General features: G+C 75.0%; 11 protein-coding genes. 7 read left to right on the forward strand and 4 right to left on the reverse strand.

What is annotated here, in order from left to right; all coding sequences use genetic code 11:
* Nucleotides 1-61: 61 nt before the first annotated feature.
* A complete protein-coding gene (locus AVL61_RS14365) occupies nt 62-1,486 on the reverse strand; it encodes a hypothetical protein (protein WP_058875008.1) in 1,425 nt (474 codons plus the stop codon).
* A gap of 192 nt (nt 1,487-1,678) precedes the next feature.
* Here AVL61_RS14365 and AVL61_RS14370 point away from each other — a divergent pair, with 192 nt between their 5' ends.
* The 4 genes from AVL61_RS14370 (at nt 1,679) to AVL61_RS14385 (ending at nt 6,352) form a co-directional block, all read left to right on the forward strand.
* Nucleotides 1,679-2,836 (forward strand): hypothetical protein, encoded by a 1,158-nt coding sequence (locus AVL61_RS14370; RefSeq protein ID WP_058875009.1) that lies wholly within the window; start codon nt 1,679-1,681, stop codon nt 2,834-2,836.
* The gene (locus AVL61_RS14375) at nt 2,833-4,515 is read left to right on the forward strand and encodes an ABC1 kinase family protein (RefSeq protein WP_058875010.1); all 1,683 of its coding nucleotides are present in this window, start codon (nt 2,833-2,835) and stop codon (nt 4,513-4,515) included. Before AVL61_RS14370 ends, AVL61_RS14375 begins: the two co-directional genes overlap by 4 nt.
* Nucleotides 4,516-4,773: 258 nt before the next feature.
* A complete protein-coding gene (locus tag AVL61_RS18780) occupies nt 4,774-5,610 on the forward strand; it encodes a PLL family lectin (protein ID WP_058875011.1) in 837 nt (278 codons plus the stop codon).
* Between the two features lie 34 nt (nt 5,611-5,644).
* A complete protein-coding gene (locus AVL61_RS14385) occupies nt 5,645-6,352 on the forward strand; it encodes an AfsR/SARP family transcriptional regulator (protein ID WP_058875012.1) in 708 nt (235 codons plus the stop codon).
* Nucleotides 6,353-6,388: 36 nt separating this feature from the next.
* Here the strand turns inward: AVL61_RS14385 and AVL61_RS14390 are convergent, their stop codons facing one another.
* Nucleotides 6,389-7,783 carry an aldehyde dehydrogenase family protein gene (locus AVL61_RS14390; RefSeq protein WP_058875013.1) on the reverse strand — a complete coding sequence of 465 codons (1,395 nt, stop codon included), beginning with the start codon at nt 7,781-7,783 and terminating at the stop codon, nt 6,389-6,391.
* Nucleotides 7,784-7,991: 208 nt separating this feature from the next.
* Between AVL61_RS14390 and AVL61_RS14395 the strand changes: the two genes are divergently transcribed.
* From AVL61_RS14395 to AVL61_RS14405, 3 genes are all read left to right on the forward strand, one after another.
* On the forward strand, nt 7,992-8,693 hold the full coding sequence (locus AVL61_RS14395; protein ID WP_058875014.1) for an SDR family oxidoreductase: 702 nt from the start codon (nt 7,992-7,994) through the stop codon (nt 8,691-8,693).
* A 173-nt stretch (nt 8,694-8,866) separates the two neighbouring features.
* Nucleotides 8,867-9,541 carry a hypothetical protein gene (locus AVL61_RS14400; RefSeq protein WP_058875015.1) on the forward strand — a complete coding sequence of 225 codons (675 nt, stop codon included), beginning with the start codon at nt 8,867-8,869 and terminating at the stop codon, nt 9,539-9,541.
* A 249-nt stretch (nt 9,542-9,790) separates the two neighbouring features.
* The gene (locus AVL61_RS14405) at nt 9,791-10,681 is read left to right on the forward strand and encodes an oxygenase MpaB family protein (RefSeq protein ID WP_058875052.1); all 891 of its coding nucleotides are present in this window, start codon (nt 9,791-9,793) and stop codon (nt 10,679-10,681) included.
* Nucleotides 10,682-10,694: 13 nt separating this feature from the next.
* Here AVL61_RS14405 and AVL61_RS14410 read toward each other — a convergent pair whose 3' ends face one another.
* Nucleotides 10,695-12,455, reverse strand: a complete 1,761-nt coding sequence (locus AVL61_RS14410; RefSeq protein WP_058875016.1) for a glycosyltransferase — start codon at nt 12,453-12,455, stop codon at nt 10,695-10,697.
* A gap of 102 nt (nt 12,456-12,557) precedes the next feature.
* Nucleotides 12,558-13,661, reverse strand: coding sequence for an LCP family protein (locus tag AVL61_RS14415; RefSeq protein WP_231738426.1), 1,104 nt, complete (start codon nt 13,659-13,661; stop codon nt 12,558-12,560).
* Nucleotides 13,662-13,703: the final 42 nt, after the last annotated feature.

A 13,703-nucleotide genomic window follows, 5' to 3' on the forward strand; every position in this document is an offset into this window, starting at 1 on the left:
ATCCTTTCCGTGACTCCTCCAGTGTAGGAGGCCGCCGTCCCACTGAACAGAGCGCCGCCGGTCATCGGCCGTGCCGCCGCGCCCGGGAGGTGTACCAGCCCCGGTCCACCGAGCGCCGCACCCACCAGGTGCGCGCCACGAGCACGAGCGAGAGCACGTGCAGCAGCACGAGCACCGCCCAGTACGCCGCGGCCGCCCCCGGGGTGAAGGGGACCGACGCGGCGCCGGCGAGCATCAGCATGACCAGGGCCTCCAGGTTCAGCGCGTAGCGCAGGGGGCGCATCACGCGCACCGAGACGTCGTGCTCCGGCTGCCGGTTGATCCAGGACAGCAGCACCGCCACCACGGACATCACGATCGACGCCGCCGCGGAGGGCACCTGCCAGCCGGGCCCCAGGACGTGCTCCCGCACGGTCGACACGAGCCCCACGAGCAGCAGGACCGCGGTGATGAGGCTGACCGCCACGGAGGCGAACGCCGTGATCCCCTGCCGCGCCGGCAGGATCACCATCTCGCAGAAGGCGTCGTCGAAGCGGGACGTGGGCCGCAGCGCCAGGTGACCGCGCACCGCCCCGGGCCACCGCCGCACGGTGCGGTCCTCGGCGAGCACCCTGTCCACCGCCCGGTGCGATCCCCCCGCACCGCCCGGGCGCCCGCCCTCGTGCGAGAGCACCGTGAACTCGTGCAGCCGGACCTCCGCGGGCACCGTGAGCTCCAGGTGGAAGCTGCGGCAGGACGCGAGGTCGTGCAGGCCGACCCGCCCCACCCACGGCATCCAGCAGTGCCGCAGCCGGTCCCGGGCGCGCGGTCTCCCGCCGGCGGCGTACTGCTCGTCCATCGAGTACTTGAGCACGAGCCGGCGCCCCGCGAACTCCTCCGGCAGCGCGAAGGTCAGCAGGAAGCCACGGGCCAGCTGGTCGGCCACCGTGGTGAACAGCGCGAGGTCCGCATCCCAGTGCTCGGCGTCCTCCGCCGGGAGCATCCCCCGGTCCACGAGCTCCTGCACGACCACCCGCAGGTGCTCGCAGTAGGCCCAGAACCCGTCGAGGGCGTCCTCCACGAGCAGCTCGGGGGCGTGCACGATCGCCGGGACGTGGTCGTGGGCCAGGACGGCCGCCTCGGCCGGCGGCAGCTGCTCCGGGATCAGCCCGCGCAGCAGCAGCTCGGCGAGCGCGCCGTTGTCCTCCGTGCTCAGGACCGGGACGGGGTCGCCCTGGCAGACGGCGTCGAAGTTGCGCAGGGGCTGTTTGGCCTGGATGGTCACGGGCACCAGCAGCCGGCCGGCGGCGTCGGCCGGCCAGGGGGCGCGCGCGGCGAGGTCCACGTCGAGGGAGACCTTCCGGCGGGTGACGCCGTCGGGGCTCATCAGCACGGACTCCACGCGGCGGTGGATCCAGTCGGCGGGGCTGAGGAACAGCGTGCGCAGCACGTCGACGTCCACCGCCGGGCGGCCGGGCTCGGGCGGGGGGACCTGGCCCTGGGGCATCCGTGCGCCTCCTCTGCGGCTCCCGGTCCGGCTCTCGTCCCGGGACGGCCACCGGGGCCCGCCCGGTGTCCTGATCGGCCATCATTGCACCAGTCAGCGCGGACACCGTACGGGCCGGACAATGAACCGGGCGTCCCGGGAATCGTGAGATGCTGAGGACGACTTGATGCCCCAGCTCCATCGAGGGAGACCATGACCGACTACGCGCTCAACGACCGCGGCTCTCTGGAGATCGTCACGGAGAACTTCTACGACACCGAGATCATGCGGGTGTTCGGCGGTCTGTCCTTCGGCAAGCTGCGCACCTGGACGGGCAACGCGGCGCTGGTCCCGGAACCGGACAATCCCTTCGACCCCCACACGGTCTCGGTGCGGATCGGGCCCAACAAGATCGGGCACCTCGCCCAGCAGGACGCGCAGCGGTACTGGCCCTACCTCGCGCGGGTCATCGCCTCCGGCTACACGCCGGTGGCGCCGCTGAAGCTCGAGGCCACGGTCCTGCGCCAGGACGGGCAGGCGGAGGTCGACGCCGCGGCGCGGCTGTCGATCGCCGCCCCGGACCTGCTCTTCCCGCTCAACACGCCCCCGACGCACGCGGCGGTGCTGCCGCAGGGCCCCTCCATCAAGGTCCTGGACGAGCAGGAGTTCGCCGAGTACCTGCACAGCGTCATCCCCCCGTCCGGGGAGGGCCGCGTGATGCTGACGCTCGAGACCAACAAGGTCCGCAACCACCACGGGCAGACCCTCGACATCGTCGACGTGCTCTACGAGCGCCGCCAGGTGGGCAGGCTCTCCACCCAGATGTCCCAGCAGTTCATCCCGATCATCGACCACGCCTTCCAGCAGGATCGGCTCACCGCGGTGTGGGGCACCATCCGGGGCTCGGCCTTCGAGGTCTCGATGACGCTCCAGGCCGCGCGCCCGGAGGACATCCCCGCCGAGTGGTTCGAGCGGCTGCCCAACGACGTCCCCGAGCTGCTGCCGCCCGCCGACAGCCATCCCGTCCCGGACGCCTACGTCCCGGCGGAGGCCGACCGCTCGCGCAACGCGAAGAAGTGGCGCAAGGGCCTGGCCGTGTCCGCGGCGGCGGCCGGTGGCACCGACCGGCCCGCGCACGACGACGACGTGTCCGCCCAGCGGTCCTCCGCCGGCCCGGGGTCCGGCGTGCTCGGCCGGGTGCACGCGGCCGTCTGGGCGCTGCTCGCCATGACCGTGCTGCTGGGCGGGGTGGGCACGGTCTTCCTCGGCATCGAGCCGCTGGTGAGCGCGCTGTGCTTCATCGTGGCCGTCGCGACCGGGTTCATGTCCTTCTACCTGGCCCGGATGAGCACCGGAGCGGCCCGCCGATGATCAGCCGCCGGGAACGCTTCCTGCAGATCCTCGAGGTGCTCTCGAAGCACGGCTTCGGCTTCGCCCTCGGCGGGATCAAGGAGGAGTGGCGGGCACCGCTGGCGCGGGTCCGGCTCATCGACCCCGACAAGCTCTACAGCCAGCCCGTCCACCTGCGGCAGGCCCTCGAGGAGCTCGGGCCCACCTTCGTGAAGCTCGGCCAGGTCGTCTCGACCCGGCCGGACCTGCTGCCGCCGCGGTACGTGCAGGAGCTGACGCGGCTGCAGGACAACTCGCCCCCCGTTCCGCCGGAGCGGATCCGCGCGATGATCGAGTCGGAGCCGGACTCCGCGGCCGAGGAGATCCTCGCGCAGATCGACCCCGTGCCGCTCGCCACCGGCTCGATCGGCCAGGCGCACGCGGCCGTCTACAAGGGTGTCGACGTCATCGTGAAGGTGCGCCGCCCCGGCGTCGTCGAGGAGGTCAACCGGGACCTCGAGATCCTCTCCGAGCTGGCCAAGCTGCTGTCCACCTACTGGCCGGCGGTGGAGCACTTCGACCTCGAGGGTCTCGCGGACGAGTTCGCCCAGTCCCTGCGGGACGAGCTGGACTACCTCACGGAGGCCCGCAACGCCCAGCGGATGGCCGAGAACTTCATGGGCGACCCCCGCGTGCACATCCCGGAGATCTTCTGGGAGGCGTCGACCTCCCGGATCCTCACGATGGAGCGGATCCGGGGGATCAAGATCAACGACTACCCCGCGCTCGAGGAGGCCGGGCTCGACCGGCACCTGCTGGCCGTGGACTCGACCGAGGCCATCTGCCGGATGATCTTCGAGCACGGCTTCTTCCACGCGGACCCGCACCCCGGCAACCTCTTCGTGGAGACCGGCGGGCGGATCGGCATCATCGACTTCGGCATGATGGGCACCCTCACCGACGAGTTCCGGGACCACCTGGTGACCCTGATGCTCGGCGTGGTGCAGGAGAACCCGCGGCGGGTCGCCGCGGGGCTGCTCGGGCTGACCTCGCAGGAGCAGGACGTCAACAAGAAGACGCTCGAGCGGGACGTGGCGATCCTGCTGCGCCGCTACTCGAACAAGCCCCTGCACGAGGTGCGGGTGGGCCACCTGATGGGCGACCTCATCGGGATGCTGCGCCGCTACCGGATGCACCTGCCGCGCGAGTCCGCGCTGTTCCTGCGGATGCTCGTCACGGCGGAGTCCGTGGGCACCGGCCTGGACCCGGAGTTCGACCTCGTCTCGGTCCTCACGCCGTACGCGCAGCGCTTCGTGCTGCACCGGCTCTCCCCCGAGATCCTCGCCAAGCGGCTGCGCGACATCCTGCAGGACGCGGTGCAGATGGGCGTCGAGGCCCCCGAGTACCTCCGGCGGCTCATCGTGGTCCTGGAGCGCGGCGGCTTCGACGTCCACCTGCGCGCCGACGAGTTCGAGCCGCTGCTCAAGCGGGGCGAGAAGATCGGCCACCAGGTGGTGGCCGGCGCGGTGATCGCCGCCTCGATCAACGGCATGGCCCACATCCTCGCGTCCGACCCGGAGCGGTGGCGGAGGTTCCACGTGCCCCTCATCGCCGGCGGGGCGACCACTGTGGGCACTCTCACCGGCTACCTCGTGCTCTCCACCAACGTGCCCAAGGTGCGGCGGCTGGCCAACACCGTCCGGGTCCGCCGCCGCTTCTGAGCCCGCCTCCGGGCGCCGCGGTCCGCAGCCCGGCCCGCGGCAGCACGACGCGCCCCTGACCTGCCCCGACATGCCCCGACGGTAGTCACGCCGGGATCACACCGCGGGCCGGACGATGTCCGTGCGACCGGGAGACCGCTCCGGGACCGTCCCGGCGGCCGGGGACCACGTCCGCCGCCCGCTCCGGTCGCGCCCACCGCATCCACCGTGGCGGGTCACCGTCCCACCGGCCGGCCCGCCCGCGTCGAGGAGCACGCCATGACCGCACAGGACCTCACCGACCACCGGACCACCGCCGCGCCCAGCGGGGTGTCACGGAGAAATCTGCTCACGGCCGGGGCCGTGCTGGGCACGGGTGCCGCCCTGGCCTCGACCCCCGCGGGCCTCGCCGCGCCCGTCACCACCACGGCCTGGTCCGGGTGGGAGGACCTGGGCGGCGACTGCCGGTACGGCACGGGCGTGTCCTCCTGGGCGCGGGGCCGGCTCGACACGTTCGTCATCGGCACCGACCGGGCCCTGTGGCACAAGTGGTACGCCCGCGGCTGGAGCGACTGGGAGAGCCTCGGGGGCCGGCTGAAGTCCAACCCCGCCGCCGTCTCCTGGGGCCGCGACCGGATCGACGTCTGCGGCATCGGCACGGACAACGCGCTGTGGCACAAGTGGTGGAACGGGCGCCGCTGGAGCGGCTGGGAGAGCCTCGGCGGCCGGTGCCGCGGCGGTGTCGGGATCTCGTCCTGGGACCGCAACCGCCTGGACTGCTTCGTGCTCGGCACCGACAACGCCCTGTGGCACAAGTGGTGGAACGGGCGCCGCTGGAGCCACTGGGAGGGCCTGGGCGGCCGGTTGCGGCACGTCCCCTCCGCGGTCTCCTGGGACTACGGCCGGATCGACTGCTTCGGCATCGGCACGGACAACGCCCTGTGGCACAAGTGGTGGAACGGGCGCCGCTGGAGCGGCTGGGAGAGCCTCGGCGGCNNNGCCGGCCCGCGGCGCGGGCCGGCGGGGACCGGGACGGTCGCACGCGCCGTGCGGCCCGTCATGTCGTTGACTTCCCCCGCGCCGCGTCCCAGCATGGCGGTGAAGCGCGGGCGCTGACATCGTGCCTGGTCAGCCGGGGGGGAGCAAGGTCATGGGCGACGGAAGGACGATCACGCTGCGCCTGCTGGGGAGCTGGGACGCCGCCGTGCAGGGGACCAGGGTGCGGACCGGGACCCGGCAGCAGCGGCTGCTGGCGGCGCTGGCGATCCACGGCCCCCGGTCCCGGCACTACCTCGCCGGGCTGATGTGGCCGGACTGCCCGGAGGACCACGCGCTCGGCAGCCTGCGCACCGCCGTCTTCACCCTGTCCCGGCGCGTACCGGGGGCCGTGGAGTGCCGCGGCGGCGCCCTGGGACTGTCCGAGGCCGTGGACGTGGACCTGCACCACCTCCTCGAGCTGCTCGTGCGCCCGGTGGCGTCCTGGTCCGCCGGGCACGAGGACGCCTGGGTGCTGGACCGCCCCGGCGTGGCCCTGCTGCCGGGCTGGTACGACGACTGGGTGCTCGAGGAGCAGGCCCGGCTGCAGGAGCTCTACGTCAACGCGGTCGAGGAACGGGCGGAGCTCTGTCTCGTCCACGGCGACGTCCACCACGCCCTGGCGCTGGCCCGGACGCTGCGCGACGCCGCTCCCCTGCGCGAGAGCACCGTGAGCCTGCTGCTCCGCGCGCACCTGCGCCTGGGCAACGAGGCCGAGGCGTGGCGGGCGTTCCGGGACTACCGCGGCGAGCTGGCGCGGGAACTGGGCGAGCAGCCCTCGGACCGGGTCCGAGGGCTCCTCGAGCCCCTGCGCCGGCGGTGACGTCCCGGACCCGGATGCCGCCGGGCCGGCCGGCGCTCAGTCCGCCGCCGGCGGCATCTCGATGTGCACGACCTTGACCTGGGTCATCTCCTCCAGGAGCTCGGGCCCGTAGCCGAAGCCGGCGCCGGAGGCCCGGCGCGGCTGCGCGGCGCCACCGGGGGCGCCGCCGAAGACGTTGTTGACCTTCAGCGTGCCCACCGGCAGCTCGGCCACGGCGCGCTGGGCGTGGGCGATCCGCCCGGTGAGCACGGTCGCGGCCAGCCCGTAGCGGTCGGCCGCGGCCAGCCGGAGCCCCTCCTCGAAGCTGTCGACCACCTGCACCGGGGCCACGGGTCCGAACGTCTCCTCGGTCATCACGGTCATCCCGGGGGTGCACCCGCGCAGGACGGTGGCCGGGTAGAACGCCCCGGGGCCCTCCGGCACCCGTGCGCCCTCGAGCACGACCGCTCCCCGGGCGACGCTGTCGGCGACCTGACGGTGGACCTCCTCGCGCATCCGCTCGTCGACCAGCGGGGCGAGCGTGCCCTCGGTGTTGCGCCGGCGCGCCTCCTCGGCCAGTGCCGCGAGGAACGGCTCGGCGACGCCGCGGTGCACATAGATCCGCTCGACCGCCACGCAGATCTGGCCCGCGTTGGCGAACGCGCCGAGGGCGGCCTGGCCGGCGGCCCAGACGGGGTCCACGTCGTCGTCGACCACCAGGGCGTCGTTGCCGCCGTTCTCCCGGACCACGTGGGCGCCGGTGCCGACCGCCGCCCGGGCGATGGCCTCCCCGGTGGCGGTGGAGCCGACGTGGGCGAGGACGTCGACGCCGGGCAGCGCGGTGAGCAGCTCCCCGACCGCGGCGCCGCCGCTGACGGTGCCGAGCACCCCGGCGGGCAGGGCCTCGGCGAGGATCTCCCCGAGCCGCGCCCCGACGTGCGGGCAGCGCTCGCTCGGCTTGTGCACCACGGTGTTGCCGGTGACGACCGCGGCGCCGAGCAGGCCCGCGGCCACCGCCACGGGGTCGTTCCAGGGCGTGAGGGCGACGACGACGCCGCGCGGCTCCGCGACGGTGTAGTCGGCCGCCAGCACGCTGCCGCGCAGGCTGTGCCCCCGGTGCACCGGTCCGAGCTCCGCGTACTGGTGGAGCGTGCCGACCCCGGCCATCACCCCGCCGAGGGACTCCTCGACGGGCTTGCCGGTCTCGCGGGCGTTGAGCTCGGCGAGCTCCTGCGCGTGCTCGGCCAGCCGGTCCGCGGCGGCGCGCAGGGCTTTCCCCCGCTCCTCGGGAGCCGTCCGGGCCCAGTCCCGGGCGGCCGCACGGGCGGCCGCGACGGCGGCGCGGACCTCCTCCTCCGTGGCCGCGGCCACGGTGCCGACCGTGGATCCGTCCCGCGGGTCCAGCACGGTGAGCTCGGTCGTCGGGGCGGTGGCGGGTGCTGCGGTGGTCATGGAACTCCTTCTCCGTCGGGCGGGCGTGCGCGTGCGCACCTCGGGGGCCGTCCTGATGAGCTTACTTACGAACGGGCCGGGACCGGATACGGTAGCAGTGACCAGGCCGCCGCACCCGCGCGGCCTGACCCTGTTCCGACGTGGAGCAGCACACCCCGCCCGCGGCACCCGCCGCGGGCGGGGCCGTGCCCAGCAGAGAGGAAGTTGCATGAGTTTCCAGCCCACCAGCCCCGGCCGGGTGCTGATCACCGGCGGGGCCTCCGGACTCGGCGCCGCCGTGGCGGAGGCGGTCCGCGACAACGGCGGCACCCCCATCGTCCTGGACCGGGACATCAGCACGCTCACCGGCGTCACCGCCTACGAGGTCGACGTGGCGGACACCGCCGCGGTGACCGAGACGGTGCGCCGGGCCGTGGAGGCCGCCGGCGGCCTGGACGCGGTGGTCACCGCGGCCGGCATCGACCGCTGCGGCCGTCTCGAGGACGTGGCGGCCGCCGAGTGGGAGAAGGTCGTGCAGGTCAACCTGTTCGGCACCGTCTCGACGGTGCGCGCGGCCCTGCCCGCGCTGCGGGAGTCCCGGGGCCGGGTCATCACGGTGGCCTCCACCCTCGCGCTGAAGGGCGTCTCGGACGCGACGGCGTACTGTGCGTCCAAGTTCGGCGTGCTCGGCTTCAGCCAGGCGCTCGCCGCGGAGCTCAAGGGCGAGGTGGGCGTCACCCAGCTCATCCCCGGCGGCATGAAGACGCGCTTCTTCGACGACCGGGACGAGCAGTACAAGCCCCAGGACGACTCCCAGCTCAACGATCCCGAGAACGTGGCGAACGCCGTCCTGTTCGCCCTCGCCCAGCCCCGGGGGTGCGAGGTCCGCGAGCTGTTCATCGCCCACGCCGAGGAGGGCTCCTGGCCCTGATCGCTCCGGCGACGGCCGGCCCGGACGGCGTGAGCACCGTCCGGGCCGGCCGTCGCCCCTCGTGGGAGCGGACTCGTCCCCACAACGGGGGACGGCGCGCGCAGGACCCGGACAATGCGTGCGCATCTATGATGGGGTCACTCCCCGTCCTCACAGGAAGGCTCGACGTCAGCGTGGACTCCCCCCTCGACACCACGGTGGCACGCGTTCCGATCACGGTGCGCTGCCTCGACGCCCACGGCCGGCCCGTGAGCCTCTCGGCGCCCACGCTGGCCCGCGGCTCCACCGACCTGCAGGACCTGCTGCGCCGGGCCTACGCCGCCGTCCGGGGCGGCAGCCCCGCCGAGGCCGTCACCGTGTCCTTCCTGGAGGTCTGCCGGGGCAAGCTGCAGCTGGAGTACCTGGTGGTCGACCGCGCGCGCCCGAGCCGCTGGCGCAGGAGCCGCGACCGGCGCCGGGCGGAGGAGATCCAGGCGGCGCTGACGGAGGCGACCATCGTGGTCACCCTCACGGTCGAGGTCACCGGCACGATCGCGGCCGCGAGCACGGCGCGCTGGTCGGAGAGCGACACCCCCGACTTCGTCGACGTCGTGCTCGACGGCGAGCGCACCGTCCGCGTGCCCGGCGCCGTGCGCGGCATGCTCCGCGACGGGACGGTGCTGGAGCTGCTGCGCGGGATCCTGGCGATGTTCCTGGAGGACGACGTCGAGCAGCTGGTCATCGGCAAGGACCCCGAGCTGCCGGGCCGCTACCAGGAGACCGTGGTGACCCGCTCGCCCGCCCTGGTGGACTTCCTCGAGGGCGCGCCCCTGGCCTCGCTGGTCGCCGGGGGCCCGGAGCGGTCCTGACCGTGCCGGCCGCGCCGGCCCCGCCGTCGCCGGCTCCCGCGCCGGTCGCAGGCTCCCCCCGCGCCGCCCGCCCCCGTGCGACCCGTTCCCCGGACCCGTGCCGGACATGTCGGGGCCCAGGAGTTGCCGGAGCCCTATGAGCTGTCGACGCCCCAGAAGGTGTCGAAGCCCCAGCGGATGTCGGGGGCGCAGGCCATGATGGACGGCACGGAGAGCACCGGGAGCGGAGAGGAGACCGGCGTGGGACTGATGGCCCCGTTGCAGGACAGGCTGCGCACGACGTTCGCCGGTCGGGCGGACCGCGTGCCCGAGTGGGAGCTGGCGCTGGCCGACGGCGAGGACGCGGGGCACTTCCGGCCCGGCTCGGCGGTGTGGGCCGTGCACGGGTCGATGGCGACCATCCCCGCGGGCGTGCGCGCCCTGCTCACCCAGGCCCTGCACCCGGGGGCACTGGCCGGCGTCGTCGAGCACTCGGACTACCGGACGGACCCGCTGGGACGCCTCGCCGGGACCATCCGGTGGATCTTCACCGTCACCTACGGGGACACGACCGCCGCGCGCCGGGCCTCGGCGCACGTCCGCCGTCTGCACGAGAGCGTGCACGGCAGCTACACCGGGGCCGACGGCGTGCGCCGTCCCTACTGCGCGAACGACCCCGACCTGGCCGAGTGGGTCCACCTGGCGTTCACCGACGCCTTCCTGCGCTGCCACCAGCGGTGGGGCGGGACGATCCCCGGCGGGCCGGACGCCTACGTGCGGGAGTGGGCGGTGGCCGGGCGGCTGATGGGCGTGGCCCGGCCACCGCGCTCCGAGGCCGAGCTCGACGAGCGCCTGCGCTCCTTCGGCCCTCGGCTGGCCGGTGGGGACCGGGTCGAGGACGTCGTGGCGTTCCTGCGCCGCCCGCCCCTGGACCCCGTGCTGCTGCCCGGCTACCGCGCCCTGTTCGCCGCCGTCGTGGACTCGATGCCGCAGGACCGGCTGGAGCTGCTCGGCCTCGGCCGTCCGCGGCTGGGCCCGGTACCGCTGCCGACCCGGAGCGCCGCCGGGCTCACCCTGGCGGTGGTCGGCAGGGCGCTCGGCGAGACCGGGCCGAGCGAGGCCGCCGCACGCCGCCGCCTCGCACGCCTCGGTCTGCTCTGAGACCCCACCGCGCTCAGGCCGACTCCTCCTCGGACCGGGCGCGTCCGGTCAGGTGGTCGTAGGCCTCCGCGGCGGCCGAGGCCACGCCGTGCCAGGTCCGCCCGGGCACGACGCGCCGCCGGCCCTCGACCCCGAGGCAGCGGCGCACGGCGGGGCACTCGAGCATCATCCGCAGGACCGTCGCGAGGGTCTCGGGCTCCTCCGGCGGCGTGAGCATGCCGGTGATGCCGTCGGTCACGGTCTCGGCGAGCACGGGCAGCCGGGTGGCGACCACGGGGGTCCCGGTGGCCAGGGCCTCCACGGACTCGGTCGGGGCCGCGGTGCGGGTCACCGGGCGGTCCTTGCGCGCGACCACGAACACGTCGAACGCCTGGTGGTACTGCACGACCTGCTCGTCCGGGACCCGTCCCGCGAAGCGGACCCGCCCGCCCAGGCCGAGCCGCACGGCCAGTTCCTCGAGCTCGGCCCGGGCCGGGCCGTCGCCCACGACCAGCACGAGGAGCTCCGGCACGTCGGCGGCCACGAGGGCGGCGGCGCGCAGGAGGTCGTCGAGGCCCTCGTGCTCCACGAGGTCCGCGACCGCGCCCACCACCCGGGCCGTCTCCGGCAGGCCCAGGACCCGGCGCGCCTCCTGCAGGGGGCGGGGATCCGCCAGGTACGGACCGTCCACGGCCGGGGGCGCCACGCGGACGGGCACCGGGCCGCCCGGGAGAGCCCGTGTGAGCGCCTGCACCCGCTCGCGCATGGCGCGGCTCGTGGTCACGACGTCGGCCGCGGCGGCCAGGACCTCGACCTCGCGGGCGCTCTCGAGCCGGTGCCGCTCGCTCGTGGCCGCCTCGGCCGGGCGGGAGGCCGCCCACCGGTCGGCGGGCAGCTCCCGCACCTCGTAGACCCACGGGATGCCCAGCGACTCCGCCACCGCGCGGGTCACGAGGGCGTTGCCGGCACGGCTCGTGGTGTGCAGCACCGCGGGCCGCGTGCGCAGGGCGAGCTCGAGCAGGGCCTGCGCCTCCCGCTGCAGCCGTGCGGTGGGGGTCGGTGCCCGGCCGGCGGGCAGCAGCCGGTGGTAGGAGACGCCGTCGAGGACCTCGGCGTCCGCCCCGGGAGCCCTGCCGACGGCGGCCGCGGGCCCGGGGCGTGTCACGGCCGTCACGGTCCAGCCCTGGGCCACGGTCGCGGAGAGCAGGGAGTGGGCGCGCGGGGCGCGCCGCCCCCGGGCGCGCGGCGGGGCCTCGGCGAGCACGTGCAGCACGGACGCGGGCTCCGGACGGTAGGCCACCACGGGGGTGAGGGCCGGGCGCCAGCCGGAGAGCAGCCGCAGCTCGTCCTCGTAGTGGAGCAGCCGGCGCCGCTCCCCCGGTGTGGCCCGCCCGGCGGCCGCGGCACGCCGCAGCTCGACCACGGCCTCCGAGATCCGGCCGACGTGGCGGTGCCGGCGGGCTCTCGTGCCGGCGAGGTCCCTCGTGTCCGGCGGCACCTGCGCCAGGAGCCGGTCCGCCTCGGCCACGCGGCCCGCGGACAGGGCCGCCTCGGCGAGCCGGCGGGCCGTGCGCGGCGCGGGGCTCCCGCGGCGGAGGCGTGCCTCGAGCCGCCGCTGCGCCGCGGCGTCCGGGCCCAGGGCGCGGGCCACGGCGGCCCCGGCCTCGGGCCAGGGACTGCGCAGCAGGACGCGGGCGGCGGGCCGGGCCGCACCGGTGGGGAGGACACGGGCCGCGGGCCGCCAGAAGGCCTGGGGCTCGTCGTCCGGACTGAAGGGGTGGGGGGTGTGCGGCATGGCCTTCTCGCGGGGGTCAAGAGGGGCCGTCCCGGTCGATCACGGGGCGTGCTGCGGGCGGGGGGAAGTCGGTCCGCGCCGGTCACGGGCGCCGGCGGGGAGCTACTGATCGTCAGGGCTCAGCGTAGCAAGATATCCGCCCAGATCCCCCGACGAGATGGCCGCGCCGATCCCCGCCATCGCCTCGAGGTCGGGCACCACGACCGACTGCCCGTCCGGGGACACCCCCAGGCCGAGCTGCGGTGCCGTGGACAGGTGCAGGTCCCCGGCGGAGAGCCCGGCCAGGTCGGGGGCCAGTCCCGCGAGCCACGACGAGTCGAGCCCCTCGCTCACCGTCAGGTAGGGCGAGAAGTCGGTGACCACGGTGTGCAGCCGCACGGGGTTGAGCAGAGTCTGCGGGCCGAGCAGCCGCTCCAGCACGGCCCGGACGTAGCTGCGCTGGTTCTGCACGCGCTGGAAGTCCCCGCTCTCGAAGGCCTTGCGCTCCCGGACGAACTCGAGGGCCCGCTCCCCGTCCATGTGCTCCGGCCCCGCCTCGAAGGTCATCCCCTCGTTGGAGACGAAGTCCTGCGGCACGTCGATCGTCACCCCGCCCAGGGCGTCGGTGAGGGCCTGGAAGCCGGCGAAGTCCACCTCGGCGACCTGGTCCACCCGGGTGCCGACGAGCTCCTCGACGGTTTCGACCATCAGCGGGACGCCGCCGAGGTCGAGCGCGGCGTTGATCTTGGCCTCGCCCACGCCGGGGATCGGCACCCACGTGTCCCGCAGGACGGAGAGCACGTAGGCCTCCCCGCCGTCCTCGGGCAGGTGCACCAGCATGATGGTGTCCGCCCGCTCCCCCACGACGCCCACGTCCGCCCGCCCGCCGGGCAGGCTGTCCGCCCCGAGCAGCAGCACGGTGGTGCCCCGGTCCCGGGCGGAGCCCGCGGCGGGCCGTCCGCCCTCCGGCGGGAACGCGTCCTCGACGACCTGCTTCCGGGCGTCGAAGGTCCGCCCCAGGTTCCACACGAACGCACCGGCCGCCAGGGCGAGGACCAGCACGAGACCCAGCAGCACGAGCAGCACCCGGCGGACGGGGTGCCGCCGGTGCCGCGGCACGGCCACGCCGTCGGCGTCCCGGTCGGCGGGGTGGACGCCGCGGGCGGCGTCGCGGTCGTCGACGGACATGATGGGCTCCCGGGTCGGTGGGCGGTCGGTGCCGCTCATGCTAGGCCTCCCGTGCTCGGAAGCGGCTGACAGGCGCCTGGG

The sequence above is a fragment of the Kocuria rosea subsp. polaris genome, from assembly GCF_001483755.1.
GTDB classification, from domain to species: Bacteria; Actinomycetota; Actinomycetes; order Actinomycetales; family Micrococcaceae; genus Kocuria; species Kocuria cellulosilytica.